The 19,198-nt window shown below is 75.1% G+C and carries 19 protein-coding genes; 11 read left to right on the top strand and 8 right to left on the bottom strand.

Features of this window, described 5'->3' with window-relative positions; all coding sequences use genetic code 11:
- Positions 1–70: 70 nt before the first annotated feature.
- The 7 genes from ACI79T_RS18285 to ACI79T_RS18255 form a co-directional block, all read right to left on the bottom strand.
- Positions 71–1,219: an acyl-CoA dehydrogenase family protein gene (locus tag ACI79T_RS18285; RefSeq protein ID WP_456611521.1), complete on the bottom strand. Its 1,149-nt coding sequence runs from the start codon at positions 1,217–1,219 to the stop codon at positions 71–73.
- A gap of 6 nt (positions 1,220–1,225) precedes the next feature.
- Positions 1,226–2,401 (bottom strand): acyl-CoA dehydrogenase family protein, encoded by a 1,176-nt coding sequence (locus ACI79T_RS18280; RefSeq protein WP_456611520.1) that lies wholly within the window; start codon positions 2,399–2,401, stop codon positions 1,226–1,228.
- 165 nt (positions 2,402–2,566) lie between these two features.
- Positions 2,567–4,168, bottom strand: a complete 1,602-nt coding sequence (locus tag ACI79T_RS18275; protein ID WP_456611519.1) for a carboxylesterase/lipase family protein — start codon at positions 4,166–4,168, stop codon at positions 2,567–2,569.
- 176 nt (positions 4,169–4,344) lie between these two features.
- Positions 4,345–4,608, bottom strand: coding sequence for a hypothetical protein (locus tag ACI79T_RS18270; RefSeq protein ID WP_456611518.1), 264 nt, complete (start codon positions 4,606–4,608; stop codon positions 4,345–4,347).
- A 23-nt stretch (positions 4,609–4,631) separates the two neighbouring features.
- The gene (locus ACI79T_RS18265) at positions 4,632–5,804 is read right to left on the bottom strand and encodes a 4-hydroxybenzoate 3-monooxygenase (RefSeq protein ID WP_456611517.1); all 1,173 of its coding nucleotides are present in this window, start codon (positions 5,802–5,804) and stop codon (positions 4,632–4,634) included.
- A gap of 80 nt (positions 5,805–5,884) precedes the next feature.
- Positions 5,885–7,651, bottom strand: a complete 1,767-nt coding sequence (locus ACI79T_RS18260; protein WP_456611516.1) for a PIG-L family deacetylase — start codon at positions 7,649–7,651, stop codon at positions 5,885–5,887.
- Positions 7,652–7,814: 163 nt separating this feature from the next.
- Positions 7,815–8,591: an IclR family transcriptional regulator gene (locus ACI79T_RS18255; RefSeq protein WP_456611515.1), complete on the bottom strand. Its 777-nt coding sequence runs from the start codon at positions 8,589–8,591 to the stop codon at positions 7,815–7,817.
- A gap of 69 nt (positions 8,592–8,660) precedes the next feature.
- On the opposite strand from ACI79T_RS18255, the gene pcaH reads away from it, so the two are divergent.
- From pcaH to pcaC, 5 genes are all read left to right on the top strand, one after another.
- Positions 8,661–9,407: a protocatechuate 3,4-dioxygenase subunit beta gene (gene pcaH, locus ACI79T_RS18250; RefSeq protein WP_456611514.1), complete on the top strand. Its 747-nt coding sequence runs from the start codon at positions 8,661–8,663 to the stop codon at positions 9,405–9,407.
- Positions 9,408–9,486: 79 nt separating this feature from the next.
- On the top strand, positions 9,487–10,149 hold the full coding sequence (gene pcaG / locus ACI79T_RS18245) for a protocatechuate 3,4-dioxygenase subunit alpha (protein WP_456611513.1): 663 nt from the start codon (positions 9,487–9,489) through the stop codon (positions 10,147–10,149).
- Between the two features lie 25 nt (positions 10,150–10,174).
- Positions 10,175–11,500 (top strand): 3-carboxy-cis,cis-muconate cycloisomerase, encoded by a 1,326-nt coding sequence (gene pcaB / locus ACI79T_RS18240; protein WP_456611512.1) that lies wholly within the window; start codon positions 10,175–10,177, stop codon positions 11,498–11,500.
- The gene (gene pcaD / locus ACI79T_RS18235) at positions 11,497–12,279 is read left to right on the top strand and encodes a 3-oxoadipate enol-lactonase (protein WP_456611511.1); all 783 of its coding nucleotides are present in this window, start codon (positions 11,497–11,499) and stop codon (positions 12,277–12,279) included. The genes pcaB and pcaD overlap by 4 nt, the downstream gene beginning before the upstream one ends.
- Positions 12,276–12,683, top strand: coding sequence for a 4-carboxymuconolactone decarboxylase (pcaC, locus tag ACI79T_RS18230; protein WP_456611510.1), 408 nt, complete (start codon positions 12,276–12,278; stop codon positions 12,681–12,683). Before pcaD ends, pcaC begins: the two co-directional genes overlap by 4 nt.
- Positions 12,684–12,811: 128 nt before the next feature.
- Here pcaC and ACI79T_RS18225 read toward each other — a convergent pair whose 3' ends face one another.
- A complete protein-coding gene (locus ACI79T_RS18225) occupies positions 12,812–13,582 on the bottom strand; it encodes an enoyl-CoA hydratase-related protein (RefSeq protein WP_456611509.1) in 771 nt (256 codons plus the stop codon).
- Between the two features lie 49 nt (positions 13,583–13,631).
- Here ACI79T_RS18225 and hemW point away from each other — a divergent pair, with 49 nt between their 5' ends.
- The 6 genes from hemW to ACI79T_RS18195 all read left to right on the top strand — a co-directional run bounded on the left by hemW (position 13,632) and on the right by ACI79T_RS18195 (position 19,075).
- The gene (gene hemW, locus ACI79T_RS18220; protein ID WP_456611508.1) at positions 13,632–14,870 is read left to right on the top strand and encodes a radical SAM family heme chaperone HemW; all 1,239 of its coding nucleotides are present in this window, start codon (positions 13,632–13,634) and stop codon (positions 14,868–14,870) included.
- Positions 14,871–15,256: 386 nt separating this feature from the next.
- A complete protein-coding gene (locus tag ACI79T_RS18215) occupies positions 15,257–15,571 on the top strand; it encodes a TraR/DksA family transcriptional regulator (protein ID WP_456611507.1) in 315 nt (104 codons plus the stop codon).
- Positions 15,572–15,665: 94 nt separating this feature from the next.
- Positions 15,666–16,589 (top strand): ATP-binding cassette domain-containing protein, encoded by a 924-nt coding sequence (locus ACI79T_RS18210; protein ID WP_456611506.1) that lies wholly within the window; start codon positions 15,666–15,668, stop codon positions 16,587–16,589.
- The gene (locus ACI79T_RS18205) at positions 16,586–17,329 is read left to right on the top strand and encodes an ABC transporter permease (protein WP_456611505.1); all 744 of its coding nucleotides are present in this window, start codon (positions 16,586–16,588) and stop codon (positions 17,327–17,329) included. Before ACI79T_RS18210 ends, ACI79T_RS18205 begins: the two co-directional genes overlap by 4 nt.
- A 19-nt stretch (positions 17,330–17,348) precedes the next feature.
- On the top strand, positions 17,349–18,473 hold the full coding sequence (locus tag ACI79T_RS18200) for a sensor histidine kinase (protein ID WP_456611504.1): 1,125 nt from the start codon (positions 17,349–17,351) through the stop codon (positions 18,471–18,473).
- On the top strand, positions 18,470–19,075 hold the full coding sequence (locus ACI79T_RS18195) for a response regulator (RefSeq protein WP_456611503.1): 606 nt from the start codon (positions 18,470–18,472) through the stop codon (positions 19,073–19,075). The genes ACI79T_RS18200 and ACI79T_RS18195 overlap by 4 nt, the downstream gene beginning before the upstream one ends.
- The last annotated feature ends 123 nt before the right edge of the window (positions 19,076–19,198 follow it).

Below are 19,198 nucleotides of genomic sequence, written 5' to 3'. Positions count from 1 at the left end.
AGCGGCACCCCCGCGACGCAGCGGAGCCCCGCCCCCCGGAAGGGGGACGGGGCTCCGTCGCGGGTGGGTCTCAGACCGCGTAGGGCTCGCCCAGCGGGTCGACGGTCAACCGGTCGGCCACGGTGCGGGCCAGCCGGGCCGCGGCGAAGTCGCCGTCGCCCAGCAGGTGGTCGATCGCGGTGAGCCGGCTGACGTAGTGCCCGACCGAGTACTCCGCGGTCACGCCGATGCCACCGTGCAGCTGGATGGCCTCCTTGCCGACGTGCCGGCCGGCGCGGCTGGTCTGCAGCCGGGTCCGGTCGGCGGCGGAGAGGACGTCGCCGCCGGCGTCCTGCACCATCGACGCCCACAGCGCGGTGCTGCGGGCCAGCTCCAGCGACACGTACATGTCCGCGGCGCGGAAGGTGAGCGCCTGGAACTTGTTGAGGGTGACCCCGAACTGCTTGCGGGTCTTGAGGTACTCGGCGGTGATCCGGAGGGCGGTGTCCATCGCGCCGATCGCCTCGTGGCTGTAGGCGATGCGCGCCTCGGCCAGGGCCCGCTCGATCGCCGCCGTCCGGTCCCCGCCGGTGCCCAGCAGCGTCGCGGGGGTGCCGTCGAAGCGGACGTTGGCCGCGCGGGTGCCGTCGTGGGTGCGGTAGCCGGTGCGGGTCAGGCCCGCCGCGTCACCCTGCACCACGAACAGCCCGGTGCCGCCGTCGATGACGGCCGAGACCACCAGGACGTCGGCCCGGGCGCCGGTGGGCACCGGCTCCTTCACACCGGAGAGGGTCCAGCCGTCGGCGGCCTGCGTGGCGGTGACCGCCGACGCCGACGCGCTCCACCGGGTGCCGATCTCGGCGTGCGCGAAGGCCGGCACGCTGGTGCCCTCGGCGATCGCGCCCAGCAGCTCGGCCTTCTGCTCGTCGGTGCCGACGGCGGCGATCAGCCCACCGGCGAGCACGACGGCCTCGATGAACGGTTCGGGGGCGATGACCCGGCCGATCTCCTCGGCGACGATCGCCACCTCGATCGGGCTGGCGCCCATGCCGCCGTGCTCCTCGGCGAAGGGCAGGCCCAGCAGACCCATCTCGGCCAGCCGGGACCAGGTCTTCTCGTCGAAGCCCGGGTCGTTCGCGGCGACCTTGCGGCGCGCCTCGCTGTCGGAGTAGGCGCGCTCCAGCAGGCCGCGGACGGCCTCCCGGAGGTCGTTCTGCTCGCTGTCGAAGGTGAAGTCCACGTCAGATCACAGCCCCAGGATCGTGCCGGCGATGATGGTGCGCTGAACTTCGTTGGAGCCTCCGTAGATGGAGACCTTCCGGTAGTTCAGGTAGTGCGGGGTGGCGACGCGCGCCCAGTCGGGCACGTCGGAGCCCTCCTCCGCGAACGACGCCACCGAGAGCGGGCCGGCGATGTCGACCAGCAGCTCCGTGGCGGCCTGCTGCAGCTCCGAGCCCTTGAGCTTGAGCACCGAGGACGCCGGGTGCGGCTTCCCGTCGGCGGAGTTGGCGACCACGCGCAGCGCGGTCAGCTCCAGGGCGACGAGCTCGTTCTCGACCTCGGCGATCCGGGTGGCCATGAACGGGTCCTCGAGCAGCGGGCGGCCGTCCACCGTGATCTCGCGGGCGTACTCCTTGGCCTGCGCGAGCATCTTCTTGGTGGCGCCGACGCGGGCGATGCCCACGCGCTCGTTGCCGAGGAGGAACTTGGCGTAGTCCCAGCCGCGGTTCTCCTCGCCGATGAGGTTCTCGGCGGGCACGCGGACGTCCTCGAAGAACACCTCGTTGACCTCGAAGCCGCCGTCGATCAGCTCGATCGGGCGCAGCGTGACGCCGGGGGTGTCCATGGGGAAGACCAGCATCGAGATGCCGCGCTGCTTCTTCTCCGCCGTCGGGTCGGTGCGGCAGAGGCAGAAGATCCAGTCGGCGTGCTGACCCAGGGTGGTCCAGGTCTTCTGACCGTTGACCACCCAGTCGTCGCCGTCGCGGACGGCGGTGGTGCGCAGCGAGGCGAGGTCGGAGCCGGCGTCGGGCTCGGAGAAGCCCTGGCACCACCAGATGTCCAGGTTCGCCGTCTTGGCCAGGAAGCGCTCCTTCTGCTCCTGGTTGCCGAAGGCCGCGATGACCGGGCCGATCATGCTGGTGTTGAACGCGAGCGGCTCGGGGACGCCGGCCAGCTGCATCTCCTCGCGCCAGATGTGGCGCTGCAGGGGCGTCCAGTCCCGGCCGCCCCACTCCACGGGCCAGTGCGGCACGGCCAGACCGGCGGCGTTGAGCGCGCGCTGGGCCTCGACGTACTCGTCCTTGGACACGTGCCGGTGGGCCGCGACCTTGTCGCGGATCTCCTGCGGCACCTGGGTGGTGAAGAAGGTGCGCATCTCCTCCCGGAAGGCCTCGAGCTCCGGGGACAGCTGCAACCGCATCGGTCCTCATTTCCTGACGGCGGCAGTGCCGTCTCGACGTAGTGCCCCGACGATCCCACACGGGCTACCGGTCGGTAGATGCGGCACCCGGGGGCGGCGCGCCGCCCACGCGAACGGGCCCCGGGCAGCGGCTGCTGCCCGGGGCCCGTTCCGGGACCGGTCGGATCAGTTCAGCGTCGACCAGAACGCGCAGTCGGCCTCGGCGGCGACGTCGACCGGCCCGATCCCACCGCCGGAGGCGATGTCCAGGCCCTGCACGTCCTCGGGGGCGCGGTACCGGGTCCACGTCGGGACGTCCCGCCCGTTGGGGTTGCCCTGGGCGGCGAAGTTGGTCCAGTAGCGGACCATCGTCGTCGAGAGCTGCTCCTGCTCGGCGGTCAGCCCGTCACCGAACAGCCCCGGGAACAGGTAGGGCAGCTCGGCGGCGTGCTGGGCGTCCTCCGGGTAGCCCGGGTACGGGAAGTCCAGCAGCGGGTCGGCCGTCTCGTCACGGAACTGGTAGGCGAACACCGGGGCGGGCACCGGCGGCCGGGCCAGCGTCTCGTACGCGTCGACGTGCTCGCAGGTCGACAGCGCACTGCCCGCATCGCTGTTGACGGCGGCGAGGGCCCGCAGCGGCGACGGGTAGGCGCCCGCCGGGTACCGGGCCTGCACCTCGTCGGCGTCGTCGCCGAAGACGCCGCCGAGCACCAGTGCGTAGTCGGCCTCGGTGAAGCCGTCGGCGTCGTTGGCCAGTCCCGCCACGGTCGGGTTCAGCGGCGTGAACAGGGTGTTCTCGTCGCTGAGGTTGCCGTGCATGATCGGCACGCGCGCGTGGTCGCCGGCCGCGATGGCCTCGGCCGGCTGCACCGGCAGCGCCGATCCGCCGACGACGAACGCGCCGCCCGGCCAGGCGGCGAGCAGCTCCTCCACCGGCGCGGCGCGCAGGCAGGCCGCGACGTCGGACGCGGTGTCGCAGCCGACGGTCCCGGCGACCGCGGCGCCCTTCGCCTCCGCCGTCTCCAGGTCGTCGTAGGGGGCGGTGCAGCTGTAGCTCTGCGCGATGGCCCGGTCGAAGAGGCCCCGCGCGGACGGGGAGGTGAGCTGGGCGCACACCGCCGAGCCGCCGGCCGACTCGCCGAAGATGGTGACCCGGCCCGGGTTGCCGCCGAAGGCGCGGATGTTGCGCTGCACCCAGCGCAGCGCCGCCTGCTGGTCGAGCAGCCCGGCGCTGCCCGAGGCCACGTCCCCGTTCTCCCGGGAGAGGTCCTCCTGCGCCATGAAGCCCAGGGCACCGAGCCGGTAGTTGATCGTCACCACCACGACGTCGCCCTCGAGGGCGAGCTTGCTGGCGTCGTACCGGTCGCCGCTGCCCGTCTGCCAGGAGCCGCCGTGGATCCAGACCATGACCGGCAGGTTCTTCCGGGAGGTGTCCAGCCCCGCGGGGGTCGTGACGTTGAGGTAGAGGCAGTCCTCGTCGACGGACGAGGACGGGTTGGTCGCGCTGGGAGCCTGCGGGCACGGGCTGGCGGGGGTGGTGGCGTCCCGGACGCCCTCCCACGGCTGCGCCGGGGCCGGCGGGCGGAAGCGGAGGTCGCCCACCGGCGGAGCGGCGAACGGGATGCCCTGGAACAGGCGGTAGTCGCCGGGCGCGGTGCCCTCGACGGCGCCCTCGGTCGTCGGCACGACGAGCGGGGCGGGATCCCGGGGACCGGGCGCGGCTCCGGCGGGCGCGGCGGTGGCGAGGGCGCCGGCGGTCAGCACGGCGCCCAGGCCGAGTGCGAGCAACGACCTTCGGGCGGGACGTGGGGGAGTGGTGCGCACGTGACCTCCAAGGAGTGCCGGCCGAGCCCGGGGTGAGCTGGACCACAGCGCTTGGGACACTAGCCAGAGGTGTTGCAGCACCGTGTGTCGGGGGTCACTCCCGGAGGTCGACCGGACCGCGGGCCGACCGGAGCGGCTGGTCAGCAGCCGGGCAGCGGCCGGGTGGTCATCCGGTCGATCGTCTCCACCCACGCGGCCCGGACGTCGTGCGGCCGGTCGCCGACGAGGTCCAGCAGACGGGTGCCGTCGTCGTGCCGCCCGCCCACGACCGCCTCGAAGCCCAGCCGGGTGACCAGCACCCGGATGTCGTCGAGGGCCAGCCCGGCGTCGAGCAGGGGCTGGACGATCCAGTGCGTCTCCTGGTGCGGCGCGAAGGACTCCACGACCGGGTATTCGTCGCTCACCGCCGTTCCGGATGCACCGCCGCTCAGACCTCGATGGGCAGCCCGGTGTAGTTCTCCGCCAACTCGCGCGCGGCGGCCTCCGACGTGCACACCCGGCGCAGCTGGCTGAGCTGGAGCTGGGCGTCGAAGTCGTCGCCGGAGGTGTGCAGCATCGACGTCATCCACCAGGAGAAGTGGGTGCAGCGCCAGACCCGCCGCAGCGCGGTGTCGGAGTAGGCGTCGACCAGGTCGGTGCGCTTCTCCCGCAGCAGGCGGGTCAGCGCCGTGGCCAGCAGGGTGACGTCGGCGACGGCGAGGTTGAGCCCCTTCGCGCCGGTCGGCGGCACGATGTGCGCGGCGTCCCCAGCGAGGAACAGCCGGCCCCGGCGCATCGGCGCGCTCACGAACGAGCGCATCGGGAGGATCGACTTCTCCGTCACGGTGCCGGTGGTGGGCGCCCAGCCCTCGAGGGCGAAGCGGGTGGCGAGGTTGTCCCAGATCCGGTCGTCGGACCAGTCCTCGATCTTCTCCGACGGGTCCACCTGCAGGTAGAGCCGCGAGACCGACGGCGAGCGCATCGAGTACAGCGCGAAGCCCTCGGGGTGCCAGGCGTAGATGAGCTCGTCGGTGGCCGGGGCGGCGTCGGCGAGGATGCCGAGCCACGCGTAGGGGTAGGTGCGCTCCCACGTGCGGCCCGCGGTGCCGGCGGTCACCACCGGGCGGGAGACCCCGTGGAAGCCGTCGGTGCCGGCGATCACGTCGCACTCGAGCACCTGCGGGGTGCCCTCGGCGTCGGTGAACCGGATCCGCGGGAAGTCGGTGTCGACGTCCTCGGGGCGGACCTCGGAGACGTCGAACAGCAGCGGCGGGCCGCCGTCCAGCTGGGCCGCGATGAGGTCCTTGGTCACCTCGGTCTGGCCGTAGACCCACACGGTGCGACCGCAGAGCTCCGGGAAGTCCAGCTTGTGGCGCGTCCCCGGGTACTGCAGGTAGATGCCGGAGTGCTCGAGCCCCTCGCGGTGCAGCCGGTCGCCGAGGCCGGCGTCGGTGAGCGTGTCGACGGTGTGCTGTTCGAGGATGCCGGCCCGGATGCGCGCCTCGACGTAGTCCCGGGACCGGTTCTCCAGGACGACGTTGTCGACGCCCCGCAAGGTCAGCAGCCGGGAGAGGAGGAGGCCGGCCGGGCCGGCGCCGATGATGCCTACCTGGGTGCGCACGGGGGCGAGTGTTCCCGCCGGCGCTCCCCGGCGGTACCGGAGCCTTCCGGCCAGCGGGAGGAACGCGTCAGCGCCCCCGGTCAGACGATCGGCCCGACGGTCCGCCACGGCCCCCAGTCCCCGGCGGCCGAGCGGGTGCGGTGCACGACCGCGCCGTCCGCATCGACCGCCGCCACGACCAGCCGGCCGTCGGGTGTCGCGGCGGCGGTGGGGAGATCGGGGACGAACCCGCCCAGGTCGGTCCACGGTCCGTAGTGGCTGTCCGGGGCCACCTGCGTGGTCACGGAGATCCCGCCACCGGCGTTCCGGGTGACGCAGGTGATCCGGCCGTCGACGGTGGCGTTCGCCGTCGGCCCGCTCCCGCCGTGCCCGCCGAGGGCGGTGGCCGATCGCCAGGCCAGGTCGCGGTCCTGCCAGCTGGTCGCGACGGCGGCGGTCCCGGCCTGCCGGTAGTGCACCTCCGGCCGCCCGTCGGCGTTCACGGCGAACGTTGCGGAGCTGGCCGGCGCCAGACACGGCAGCGGACCCGGCAGGAGCTCCCCGCCGGGTACGGCCTGCCGCCACAGGAACAGCCCCGTGCGGGAGGCCGCGACCACCTCGATCCGCCCGGTGGCGTCCAGCAGCGCGTCGCACGGGTCCTGCAGGTCGGTGCCCCGGAGGTCGAACCAGGGGTGCCAGCCGCCGTCGGCCTCCTGCCAGCGGGTCGACAGTCCGCCACCGGCGTTGACCACGACGACCTGCAGCCGGCCGTCCGCGTTCGGTGCGAGGGCGGGGCTCCCGACGTAGCGCGCGCCGTCACCGGGGTTGGGCGTGCCGAGGTCGGTCCACGTGCCGTCGTCCACGGAACGCACGGCCACCCGCCCGTCGTCGGTGCGGGCGGCGAGGTGGATGCCGCCGTCGGTCCCGGCAGCCGCGACGACGGTGGTGACCTCGGCACCGAGGTCGTCGGGACCGAGGTCCACCGGCCCCGCCCAGGTGCCGGTGCCGGTCCAGGACACGACCCGGCCGTCGCGCACGGCGAACAGCCGCACCGCGCCCCGGCGGTCGGTCGCCGACCACCGGGTGCCGCGGGACGTCCGGCGGTAGGCGCGGTCGAGTGCGCCGAAGACGTCCGCCGCAGCCGGATCCCACGGCTGGTACTCGCCGGCGAACAGCTCGCGCTTGCGGGCCCGCGTGGCGGGGTCGAGGTTCACCGGGTGCTGGCCCACCCCGTAGTCGCGGTGCTCGAGGACGTACGGCAGCCAGGTGGCCTGCGCTGCCCGGTACCGCCGCGCCGCCTCGAGGGCCAGCGCGGTCGCCGCCCGGTGGTCCGGGTGCGACTGCGGGACGTCGTAGCGGTGGTCGGCGAGGAGCTCGGTCACGTGCAGCACCGTCGGCCGGTAGCGCTCCATGAGCCCGCGGAGCACCGACACGACGTCCCCCCGGTCGTACTGCTGGACGTCCGCCACGAGTCCACCGGCGGCGGGGACCGTCGTCAGCGTCGCGCCGGAGGCCAGCCGGGACAGCCGGCCGTCGGGCAGGCCGAGGAACGCCACCCGCACGCCGGGCCGTTGCCGCAGCCGGAACTCCTCCACCCGGCGACCGCCGAGCTCGACGACCTCGCCGTCCCACTCGCCCTGGAGCGGGAGGTCACCCACGTCACCGGAGACCCGGTAGGCGTCCTGGATGCCGCGGCGCCGGTCGCGGGCGCGGTCCGACGCCTCGGCGAGGGGGAGCAGCGCGTCACCGGCGCTGACGTAGACGACGGTGGTCGGGATCCCGGCGTGGATGCCGGCATCGAGGTCGGGGTTGACGAAGAGCAGGTCGTCGTCGGGATGGGCGACGACCGCCAGGACCGACGCGTTCACCGACCCGTCCCCCCGGCTCCTGCCGGGCCCGTCGGGACGCCGCTCCTCCGTGGTGCGCGCACGGCAGCCACCGTCCCCCCGCTCGTTCGCCCGGCAGTCGACCCATGGTGCGCGGGTCGCCCGGCGAAGGGAAACGGAGGAGGCGCTGCGCGCCCGCGGACGGTCAGGCGAACTCGCGCGACCGGGCCAGCTCCCGGCCGATGCCCCGGGCCGCCATCTCCAGCGCCGGCACCAGGCGGGCGAGGTCCCGGCGGTGCGGGGGGACGACGATGCCGAGGGCGGCCACGGCCAGCGGGCCACCGGCCCCTTCCACCTGCACGGGAACGGCCAGCGAGGCGGCTCCGACCGACATCTCCTCGCACGTGCGGACGTACCGTCGCCGGCGGATCTCGGCGAGCTCCCGGGTGAGCTGCGCCGGGTCGACGACGGTGTGCCGGGTGATCGGGTGCAGCGACCCCAGCACCTGCTCCACCACGTCGTCCGGGGCGGCGGCGAGCAGCACCTTGCCGACCCCGGTCGCGTGCAGGGGCAGCCGGCTGCCGACCTGGCTGACCACCGGCACCGACTCGCGGCCGGAGACCCGGTCCACGTAGAGGGCGCAGAGCCCGTCCCGGACGGCGAGGTGCACGGTGTCGCGGATGGTGGTGTGCAGGTCGAACAGGAACGGGGCGGCCACCTGCCGGAGCTCCAGCTGCACCGGGGCCAGGAGGCCGAGGTCCCAGAGCTTGCGGCCGATCTCGTAGCGGCCGTCGGACCGCCGGACCAGCGCCCCCCAGTCGGCGAGCTCGCCGAGCAGCCGGTGCGTCGTCGTGAGCGGTGTGCCGGTCCGCTCGGCGATCTCGGACAGCGACAGCCGTGGGGTGTCGCTGCCGAAGGCGTCGAGGATCCCGAGCGCCCGCGACGTCACCGACCGCCCCGGGACGGTGCTGCGACCGGCCATGTCCGTGGATCTCCCGCCCAGTGGAAGCTTGGGCTTGGGAGCGTAGCCCCCCGGTCGTACCGTCCCGGCATGACCGGGACCACATCGGCCAGTGGCCTGCGCGTACCGCGGTACGTGCGCGAACCCGCCGAGCTGCGCACCCCCGTGGGCTTCCCCGACTACCGGAGCACGGGCCTGCGGGCGCCCCTGCGGACCCCCGTCGACCTCCCGCACCGGCTCACCGAGATCACCGGCCCGGTGCTCGGCGAGGACCGGGTCCTCGCCCGGGACGCCGACCTGACCTGGCGCAACGACGGCGAGGCGATCGGCCAGCGGATCCTGGTCCACGGCCGGGTCCTCGACAGCGACGGCCGGCCGGTGCCCGGTGCGCTGGTCGAGGTGTGGCAGGCCAACGCCGCCGGCCGCTACCGGCACGTCGTCGACAACTGGCCGGCGCCGCTGGACCCGCACTTCGACGGGCTCGGCCGGGTGGTCACCGACAGCCTGGGCCGCTACGAGTTCCTGACGATCAAGCCCGGCGCCTACCCGTGGGGCAACCACCACAACGCCTGGCGCCCGGCGCACATCCACTTCAGCCTGTTCGGTCGCGCGTTCACCCAGCGACTGGTCACCCAGATGTATTTCCCGGGGGATCCGCTGTTTGAGCAGGACCCGATCTACAACGCCATCCCCGCCGCGGCGCGGCACCGGGCGATCAGCCGGTACTCCCTCGAGCGCACCCAGGACAACTGGGCGCTGGCCTTCGAGTGGGACATCGTGCTGCGCGGAACCGAGCAGACGCCGTTCGAGACCGACGACGACGGAGATGTCGCGTGATGACAGCCGAGGGAGCATCGCAGGGAGCGCCGGCGACCGAGGAGCGGACCGAGGCGCGGATTCGCGTGGGGGGTGTGGCATGAGCGGTCCGACCGTGAACCCGCTGGACGTGCCGCCGGACCCGCCCGGTCCCTTCCAGCCGCGCACCGGTCAGCGCGGCTCGGGCTTCCTCACCGGGCCGCTGCGGCTGGGCACCACCCCGAGCGCGACGGTGGGGCCGTACCTGGCCATCGGCCTCACCTGGCCGGACGGCGAGTGGGCCGCGGCCGAGGGCACCGAGGGCGGCGTCTGGATCCGCGGGCGCGTCCTCGACGGCGCCGGCGACGTGGTCCCCGACGCGATGATCGAGACCTGGCAGGCCGATCCGGACGGCGGCTTCCCCTCGCCCGAGGACCCGCGCGGGGCGTCGTCCCACCCGGGGTTCCGCGGCTTCGCCCGCGTGCAGACGCTCACCGGCGAGTTCGCCGTCTTCACCCTCAAGCCGGGCCGGGTGCCCGACGGGGAGGGCGGGCTGCAGGCGCCGCACGTCGACGTCAGCGTCTTCGCCCGCGGGCTGCTCGACCGGGTGGTCACCCGCATCTACTTCGCCGACGAGGCGCAGGCCAACGCCAGGGACGTCGTGCTGCGCGCGCTGCCCGACGACGCCGCGCGGAGCACGCTGCTCGCCGTGCCGGCCGGCGACGGGTACCGGTTCGACATCCACCTGCAGGGCGAGCGCGAGACGGTCTTCTTCACGGTATGAACGCACCTGTGACCGGAACCGCCGCGTGAGCGGCCTCTTCAGCGGGACCTTCGCCCGGGGCGGGGCGGCGGCGGCCGTCTCCGACCCCGCCTGGTTCGACGCGCTGCTCGACGTCGAGGCGGCGCTGGCCCGCGCGGCCGCCGCGACCGGGCTGGTGCCGACCACCGCCGCCGACGCGGTCACCGCGGCGTGCGCGGAGCCGGCCGGGCTGGACCTCGCCACCGTGGTGGCCCGTGCGGCCGACGCCGGGAACCCGGTGCCCCAGCTGGTGCGGGTGCTGCAGGCGGCGGTGGGGGAGCGCGACGCCGCCGCGGTGCACGTCGGCGCCACCAGCCAGGACGTCCTCGACACGGCGATGGTGCTGCTGGCCCGCCGGGCGATCGCCGCGGTCGACCGGGACCTGGCGCTGGCCGCCGAGGCCGCCGCGGACCTCGCCCGCACCCACCGCGACGACGTCGTCATGGGCCGCACGCTGATGCAGCAGGCGCTGCCGACCACCTTCGGGCTGAAGGCCGCCGGCTGGCTCAGCGGCCTGGACGGCGCCCGGCTGCGGCTGGCGGAGGTCGTGGCCACGTTGCCCGTGCAGTACGGCGGCGCGGTCGGGACGCTCGCCGCCTCCGACGGATCCGGCACCGCGCTGCGGGCCGCGCTGGCCGCCGAACTGGGCCTGGCGACCACCCCGGTCCCGTGGCACACGGTGCGGCTGCCGATCGCCGACCTGGCCGGTGCCCTCGGGGCGACGGCGGGCGTGCTGGCGACCGTCGCCGTCGACGTGGTGCTCATGGCGCAGAACGAGATCGGGGAGGCCGCGGAGACCGGCGCGGGGCGCGGCGGCTCGTCGGCGATGCCGCACAAGCGGAACCCGGTGGCGGCGATCTCGGTGCGGGCCTGCGCCCGCCGCGCGCCCGGCCTGGTCGCCACGCTGCTCGGCGCCATGGAGCAGGAGCACGAGCGGGCCGCCGGCGCCTGGCAGAGCGAGTGGCCGGCGCTCACCGACCTGCTCACCACCGTCGGCTCGGCGGCGGCCTGGCTCGTCGAGAGCCTCTCCGGCCTGCGGCCCGACGTGGCGCGGATGTCGGCGACGGCCGCCGCGGCGCGCGACCCGGAGCTCGCCGGTGCGCTCGCCGCGGCGCTGACCCCGGTCCTCGGCCACGGGGCCGCGCACGACGAGGCCGCGGCCGCCGTCCGCGAGGCCGCCGCCACCGGCCGCTCGCTGGCCGACGTGGTCGCCGGCCGTGACGACGTCGAGCTCGCCGACCTGCTCGGCGGCGGACCGGACGTCGGCGAAGCCGGCCCGCAGGTCGACGCCGTGCTCGCCGAACACGCCCACCTGACCGAGGGAGCCCGATGACCGCCGTCGCCGTCTCGTACACCGTCGACGGGCCCGCTGACGCGCCCGTGGTCGTGCTGTCCAACTCGCTGGGCGCCACCCGCGCCATGTGGGACCAGCAGGTGCCCGCGCTCGCCGAGCGCTTCCGGGTGGTCACCTACGACACCCGCGGGCACGGGGAGTCCCCGGTGCCGCCGGGGCCCTACTCGCTGGACGACCTCGCCGACGACCTCGCCGCCCTCCTGGACGAGGTCGGTGCGGAGCGGGCGCACGTCGCCGGGCTGTCGCTGGGCGGCATGACCGGGATGCGCCTGGCCGCGCGCGACCCGCAGCGGGTGCACCGGCTCGCGCTGCTGTGCACCTCCGCTCTGCTGGGCCCCCGCGAGAACTGGCTCGACCGCGCCACCACCGCCCGGACCGAGGGCACGGGGGTGCTCGCGCCGACCGTCGTCAGCCGGTGGGTGACGCCCGGCTACGCCGCGGACCACCCCGACGTGGTCGCCGGGCTTCGCGCGATGGTCGCCGGCACCGACGGCGAGGGGTACGCGAGCTGCTGCGAGGCGATCGCCGACATGGATCTGCGCGCCGACCTCCCGACCATCGCCGCACCGACGCTCGTCGTCTCCGGCGTGCAGGACCCCGCGACGCCGCCGGAGCACCAGCAGGCGATCGTCGAGGGCATCCCGGGGGCCCGGCTGGTCTCGGTCGACCCGGGGGCACACCTGGCGAACATCGAGCAGCCGCTGCAGGTCACCGGCGCGCTGCTCGCCCACTTCGACGCCGCGGGAGGTACCCGGTGAGCGAGCTGCCCGACACCGACCAGGCGCGCCGGGAGGCGGGCATGCGCACCCGCCGGGAGGTGCTCGGCGACGCGCACGTCGACCGCGCCGTCGCCGGCACCACCCCGTTCACCGCCGGGTTCCAGGACTTCATCACCCGGGTGGCCTGGGGCGACGTGTGGCAGCGGCAGGGGCTGGCGCGCCGCGACCGGAGCCTCATGACGCTGTCCATCTGCATCGCGCTGCGGCACTGGGACGAGTTCGCGCTGCACGTCCGCGCCGCGGTGAACAACGGGCTGACCGACGCGGAGATCGGCGAGGTGATCCAGCACGCCGCGGTCTACGCCGGCGTGCCCGCGGCGAACCACGCCTTCAAGGTCGCCGGCCCGGTCCTCGCCGAGCTCCGCGGCACGACGGGCAGCTGAGCCCCCGCGCGCGACCGGCCTCGACCGGCCTCGAGGGGTGGCAGCGGTGGGTGTGCGTCTGCAGCCGCAGTCCGTCTCTGCCCAGCCCGGCTGGGCAGAGACCGACTGCAGCCGGGAGGTGCCCTGGGTCAGCCGGCGGAGGGGATCCAGCGGGCCGGGCGCTTCTCGCGGAAGGCGGCGATGCCCTCCTGGCCCTCCTCGCCGGCGAAGAACCGCGCCGAGAGGTCGAGCAGGTCGTCGAAGGCGAGCGCCGGCTGCCGGGCGCGGAGCAGCCGCTTGGTCTCGGCCAGCGCGGCCGGGGCGCCGGCGGCCAGTGCGGTGAGCTGACCGGCCAGCACCGCGTCCACCTCGTCGTCGGCCGCCACGAGGTCGACCAGGCCGCCGGCGGCCGCCGTCGTCGCGTCGAAGACCTCGCCGGTGAGCATCAACCGGTGGGCGACGTGGGTGGTCATCCGCGGCAGCACCACCGCCGAGATCACCGCCGGCACCAGCCCGAGGCGCACCTCGGAGAACGCGAAGGTCGCCGACGACGCCGCGACCACGACGTCGCAGGCGGCCAGCAGCCCCACGCCCCCGGCGCGGGCCGGGCCACGCACGACGGCGACGACGGGCTTGGCCGCGGACCACACCTGCGCGAGGAGATCGGGGAACTCCCGCACCCCCTGGTCCTCCGACGAGCCGCCGGAGGCCTCGGCCAGGTCCATGCCGGAGCAGAACACCCGGCCGGTGTGGTCGAGGACGACCACGCGCACCGCGTCGTCGGCCATGGCCTCGTCGAGCGCCGCCCGCAGCTGGGCGCGCATCGCCCGGGACAGCGCGTTGCGGTTGGCGGGGGAGTCGAGGGTCAGCGTGGCGACGCCACCGGACACGGACACCTGGAGCACTCGGTCGGAGGTCACGTCCGGCATCCTGCCGCGCTCCGGCCCGCGCGCGGCACACTGGGAGCAGATGAACACCGTCCTGCCGCTGCTGAACGACCTCGGGCTGCCGCCTGGCTCGCCCGGCCCCGACCGGCTCCCCGACAGCGCCCGCGAGGGCCTGGCCACCACGCCGTTCGGGCTGTACGTGCACGTGCCCTTCTGCGCGACGCGCTGCGGCTACTGCGACTTCAACACCTACACCTCCGAGGAGCTGGGCCCCGGCGCGAACCGGAGCGAGTACGCCGGCACCGCGATCGCCGAGCTGCGGCGGGCCATTCGCACCCTGGGTCCGGACCTGCCCACGGTCTCCACCGTCTTCGTCGGCGGCGGCACCCCGACCCTCCTGCCGGCCGACGACCTCGCCGCCGTCCTGGCCGCGATCCGCGAGCTGTTCCCGGTGGCCGGCGACGTCGAGGTGACCACAGAGGCCAACCCCGAGACCGTCTCGCCCGCCTCGCTGACCCGGCTCCGCGAAGCCGGCTACACGCGGGTGAGCCTGGGCATGCAGTCCGCCGCCCCGCACGTGCTGGCTGCCCTGGACCGCCGGCACACCCCCGGCCGGGCCGTCGAGGCCGCGCACGAGGCACGCGCGGCCGGGTTCGAGCACGTCAACCTGGACCTCATCTACGGCACGCCGGGGGAGACCGACGCCGACTGGGCCGCCTCGCTCGACGCCGTCCTCGCCTCGCCGGTGGACCACGTCAGCGCCTACGCCCTCATCGTCGAGGAGGGCACGAAGCTGGCCCGCCGGGTGCGGCGGGGCGAGGTCCCCATGCCCGACGACGACGTCCTCGCCGACCGCTACGAGCAGGCCGACGCCACCCTGGGCCGGGCCGGCTTCCGGTGGTACGAGGTGTCCAACTGGGCCACCTCCGACGCGGCGCGCTGCCGGCACAACGAGCTCTACTGGGCCAACGCCAACTGGTGGGGGATCGGCCCGGGCGCGCACAGCCACGTCGGCGGGCTCCGGTGGTGGAACGTGAAGCACCCGGCCGCCTACGCCGACCGGCTGTCCCGGGACGAGAGCCCGGCCCAGGACGCCGAGCTGCTCGACGAGGCCGACCGCGCCCTGGAGGCGGTCATGCTCGGGCTGCGGCTGCGCGACGGGCTGCCGCTGACGGCGCTGACCGGGACCGGCCGGGCCCGCGCCGCCGAGGCCGTCGCGGAGGGCCTGCTGGAGGCGTCGGCGCACGCCGCGGGCCGCGCCGTCCTCACCGACCGGGGCCGGTTGCTGGCCGACGCCGTGGTCCGCGATCTGACCGACTGAGCCGGTGCCCATCCCGGGAACTCACCCGTAAGGGCAGGAACAGCCGGCCGGATCTGGGCTATGGTCCCCGTTCCGGCAACGGCGCCGGGTGTGGTCGAGGGGGTGGTCGGGAATGGTCGTACCAGGAGTGCGCTGGGCCCCGGTCCCCTCGCCCGGCATTCCGGTCGCCGTAGCGGCCCCGCCGTACGCGCTCTCCGGCGGTGTACGGCTCGCCCTGGCGATGAACCGCCGCGCCCGCGGACTGCGCGGGCTCGACGTCCTCCGTCGCAGCCAGGACCGGGCCCCGCCGCCGCGCTGCTGACTCCGTCCCTGAGTCGCACCTCGCCCGTCCTGACGCGCCACCGACCGGTGACCGCGTCCTTCCGCGTTCCCAGAAGGAGATCTGCATGTCCGCCAGCACCGATGCCATGACCGCCGCTTCGGCGGACCGTTTCCGCACCCTGCTGGAGGCCCAGCGCGCCGACGCCGTCCAGCAGCGGGAGGAGGCGCTCGCCGAGTGCGCCACGTCAGTGCCCGACCCGGTCGCCCAGCGCCGCAGCGCCGACCTGCAGCAGACGATCGAGGAGATCGACGCCGCGCTCGCGCGGATCGAGGCCGGCACCTACGGCCGGTGCACCGGGTGCGACGCCGCCATCCCCGAGGAGCGCTTGGAGCTGCGCCCGTTCGCCCGCACCTGCGTGGCCTGCACCGCCGCCGTCTGATCCACCGGTCGCCGGTCGGACCTGACATCCGTCAGATCCGACCGGCGACGTCCGGCACTACTGACCGGGGTCCGCTCCCGGCAGGCTCGGAGGCATGGAATCCGCACCAGCCCTCGAGATCCGCGGGCTGACCGTCCGCTACGGCAGCACGGTCGCCGTGGACGACCTCTCCCTCACGATCCCGCGGGGCCAGACCGTCGCCCTCCTCGGGGCCAACGGTGCCGGCAAGTCCACCGTCGTGAACGCCGTCCTCGGCCTGCTGAACCCGACGTCGGGCACCATGCGGCTGCTCGGCCGGGACCCGCGCGACGCCGTTGGCGCAGGCAGCGTCGGCGCCATGCTGCAGCACGGCGGCCTGCCCACCGAGGCCCGGGTCGGCGAGGTCCTCGACCTGGTCCGGCGCAGCTTCGGGCGGGTCGGGGGATCGGCCGCCTGGCCGCTGGACGACCTCGTGGTGACCGCGGGCATCGACGGCCTGCTCGGCCGCCCGGTGGACGCCCTCTCCGGCGGGCAGCGGCAGCGCGTCCTGCTGGCGCTCGCCCTGGCCGGCGCTCCACCGCTGCTGCTCCTCGACGAGCCGACGTCGGCCATGGACGTGGCGGGCCGCCGCGCCTTCTGGACGACGATGCGCGGGCTGGCCGACCGGGGGCACACGGTCGTCTTCGCCACCCACCACCTCGACGAGGCCGACGCGGTCGCCGACCGGGTGGTCGTCGTCGCCGGCGGCCGGGTGGTCGCCGACGGCACCACCGCCGAGGTCAAGGCCGGGGTCAGCGGCCGCACCATCTCGTTCACCGCCGCGCCGGACCGCCGCATCGAGGGCCTCCCCGCGGTCACCGCCGTCAGCCGGCAGGGCGCCACCGCCACCCTGGTGACCGCCGACGCCGACACGACCCTCCGGGCGCTGCTGGCCGAGGGCGGCCTGCCCGACCTCGAGGTCCGCGGCGCGACGCTCGAGGACGCCGTCCTCTCCCTCATCTCCACCCGCGGCACGACCCCGGTGGGAGCCACCCGATGAGCCCGCTGTTCGCCTTCCAGCTGCGCCGCGTCGCGCGGAACAAGCAGTTCGTCTTCTTCACCGTCCTGCTGCCGGCGTTGTTCACCGTCTTCCTGACGAGGATCATCGGTGGGCAGATGGCCGGCGCGGCCGAGCGTCAGGACGTCGCGGCGTCGATCATGGTCTCGATGATGGCCTACGGCGCCATCGGGGCCGCCCTGGGCGCGACCATCCGGATCTCCTTCGACCGGGCGTCGGGCTGGCTGCGCCAGCTGCGGGTCACCCCGGTGCCGCAGACCGAGGTCCTCACCGTCGACGTAGCCGTCGGCGTGCTGCTCACCCTGCCGAGCCTGCTCGTCGTGGCGCTCGTCGGCCGGTTCGTCAGCGGGGTCCAGCTGGACCCGGGCACCTGGCTGGTCCTGGTGGCGGTGCTCTGGGCCGGCTCCGCCGCGTTCGTGGCCCTCGGCATCCTCGTCGGGCTCGCGCTGGACGAGAAGGCGGCCGGCGGCGCGATCGGCATCCTCGGCGTCGTGCTGGCGGCGCTGGGCGGGCTGTGGTGGCCGGTGGAGATGCTCCCCGGCGCGATGCGCGGCGTGGCGTACACGCTGCCCTCCTACTGGTACGCCGAGCTGGGCCGCGGCGTGCTCACCGGCGGTGCGCCGTTCGCCGCCGTCCTCGCGCTGGCCGCCTACACCGCCGGCTTCGGGGCGCTCGCCGTCCTGGTGGCGCGCCGGCGGCCGATGTACGCCGTCGCCGGCTGACGTGGCTACGGTCGCCCGCATGGACACGTCGAGCCGCTGGCAGCAGCTGGGCTGGGCGCTGCCGTGGCTGCTGTTCCAGCTCTTCCCCGTGCTGGACCTGGTGTCCACGCCGCGGCCGGCCGGCGTGCGGATCGCGGCGGCCGTGCTCCTGGTCGTCTTCACCGCCGCCTACCTGACGGTGTTCGCCCGCGCCTTCGCGCCCGGCTGCAGGCCGGCGTACCGGCAGCTGGCGGTCGTGGCGGTGCTCGGCATCGGGCTCGGGTTCTGGCTCGGGACGCCGTGGGCCGGGCTGATGATCTACCTGTCGGCCGCGGTGGCCGTCACGCTGCCCGACCGCTGGGTCTGGCCGGCCGTGGCGGGGGCGACGGCGGTGTGCGCCACGGTCGCCCTGCTGGACGGCGCGCTCGGCAACGTCTTCTTCCTGCCGCTGCTGTGCCTGCTCACCGCCTTCGCGCTGCGCGGCACGCGCTACCTGATCACGGTCAACTCCGAGCTCACCGAGGCGCGCGAGGAGCTGGCCCGCCACGCCGTGGCCGGGGAGCGGCTGCGGTTCGCCCGCGACCTGCACGACCTGCTCGGCCACAGCCTGTCGCTGATCGCGCTCAAGAGCGAGCTGGCCGGCCGGCTCACCGAGCGCGACCCGGTGCGGGCGAGGCAGGAGATGGCCGACGTCGAGGCCGCCGCCCGGCGGGCGCTGGCCGAGGTGCGCGACGCCGTCAGCGGGTACCGGCAGATCAGCCTGGCGCAGGCGCTGGTCGAGGCGCGCTCGGCGCTGTCGGCCGCCGGCATCGCGCTGCGCGCCCCGGCGCCCGGGGAGCCGCTGCCGGGGGCGGTGGACGCGGTCCTCGGCTGGGTGGTCCGCGAGGCGACGACGAACGTGCTGCGGCACAGCGAGGCCCGCGCGGTCGTCGTCGGGCTGACCACCACGGCGGACCACGTCGAGCTGACCGTCACCGACGACGGGCGGGGCAGCACCGCGCCGGCCGGCGACGGGCTCAGCGGGCTGGCCGAGCGGGTGGCGAGCGCCGGCGGGCACCTGGCGCACGGCCCGGCCGACGGCCGCGGGTTCCGCCTCACCGCCGTCCTCCCGACGGCCGCGCCGGTCGCGGTCGGGCGCGCCCCGGAGCAGGCGGTGACGCCGTGATCCGGGTGCTGCTCGCCGAGGACCAGACGATGGTCCGCGGGGCGCTGCGCGCGCTGCTCGAGCTGGAGGAGGACATCGAGGTCGTCGCCGAGGTGGGCCGCGGGGACGCCGTCGCAGCCGCCGCGGTCGAGCACCGCCCGGACATCGCGCTGCTCGACATCGAGATGCCCGGCGCCGACGGGATCACCGCCGCCCGGGAGCTGGTCACGGCCCTGCCGTCGTGCCGGGCGGTGATCCTCACGACGTTCGGGCGACCGGGTTTCCTGCGCCGGGCCATGGAGGTCGGCGCCGCCGGGTTCCTGGTGAAGGACGCCCCCGTCGCCGAGCTGGCGCAGGGCATCCGCGCGGTCATGGCCGGCGAGCGGGTCATCGACCGCGACCTCGCCGCCGCCGCGCTGGCCATCGGCGCGACGCCCCTGTCGACCCGCGAGGCCGACGTGCTGCGCGCCGCGGCCGGGGGCGCGACGGTCGCCGACATCGCCGGCCGGCTCTTCCTGTCCGAGGGCACGGTGCGCAACTACCTGTCGTCGGCCATCGGCAAGACCGGGGCGCGGACCCGGGTGGAGGCGGCGCGGGTGGCCGAGGAGAAGGGCTGGCTCTAGGGCATGTCTCTCAAGTGCGGGTCCAGGCGAGGACGGCGGCCAGGACGACGGCTCCGCGGTAGATAGGTGCGTGCTTGTCGTAGCGGGTGGCCAGTCCGCGCCATTGTTTGAGGAGGGCGAATG

The sequence above is a fragment of the Blastococcus sp. SYSU DS0619 genome (assembly GCF_054051035.1).
The sequence above is the reverse complement of the archived record's forward strand: the minus strand, read 5'-3'. Positions and strand labels throughout refer to the sequence as shown.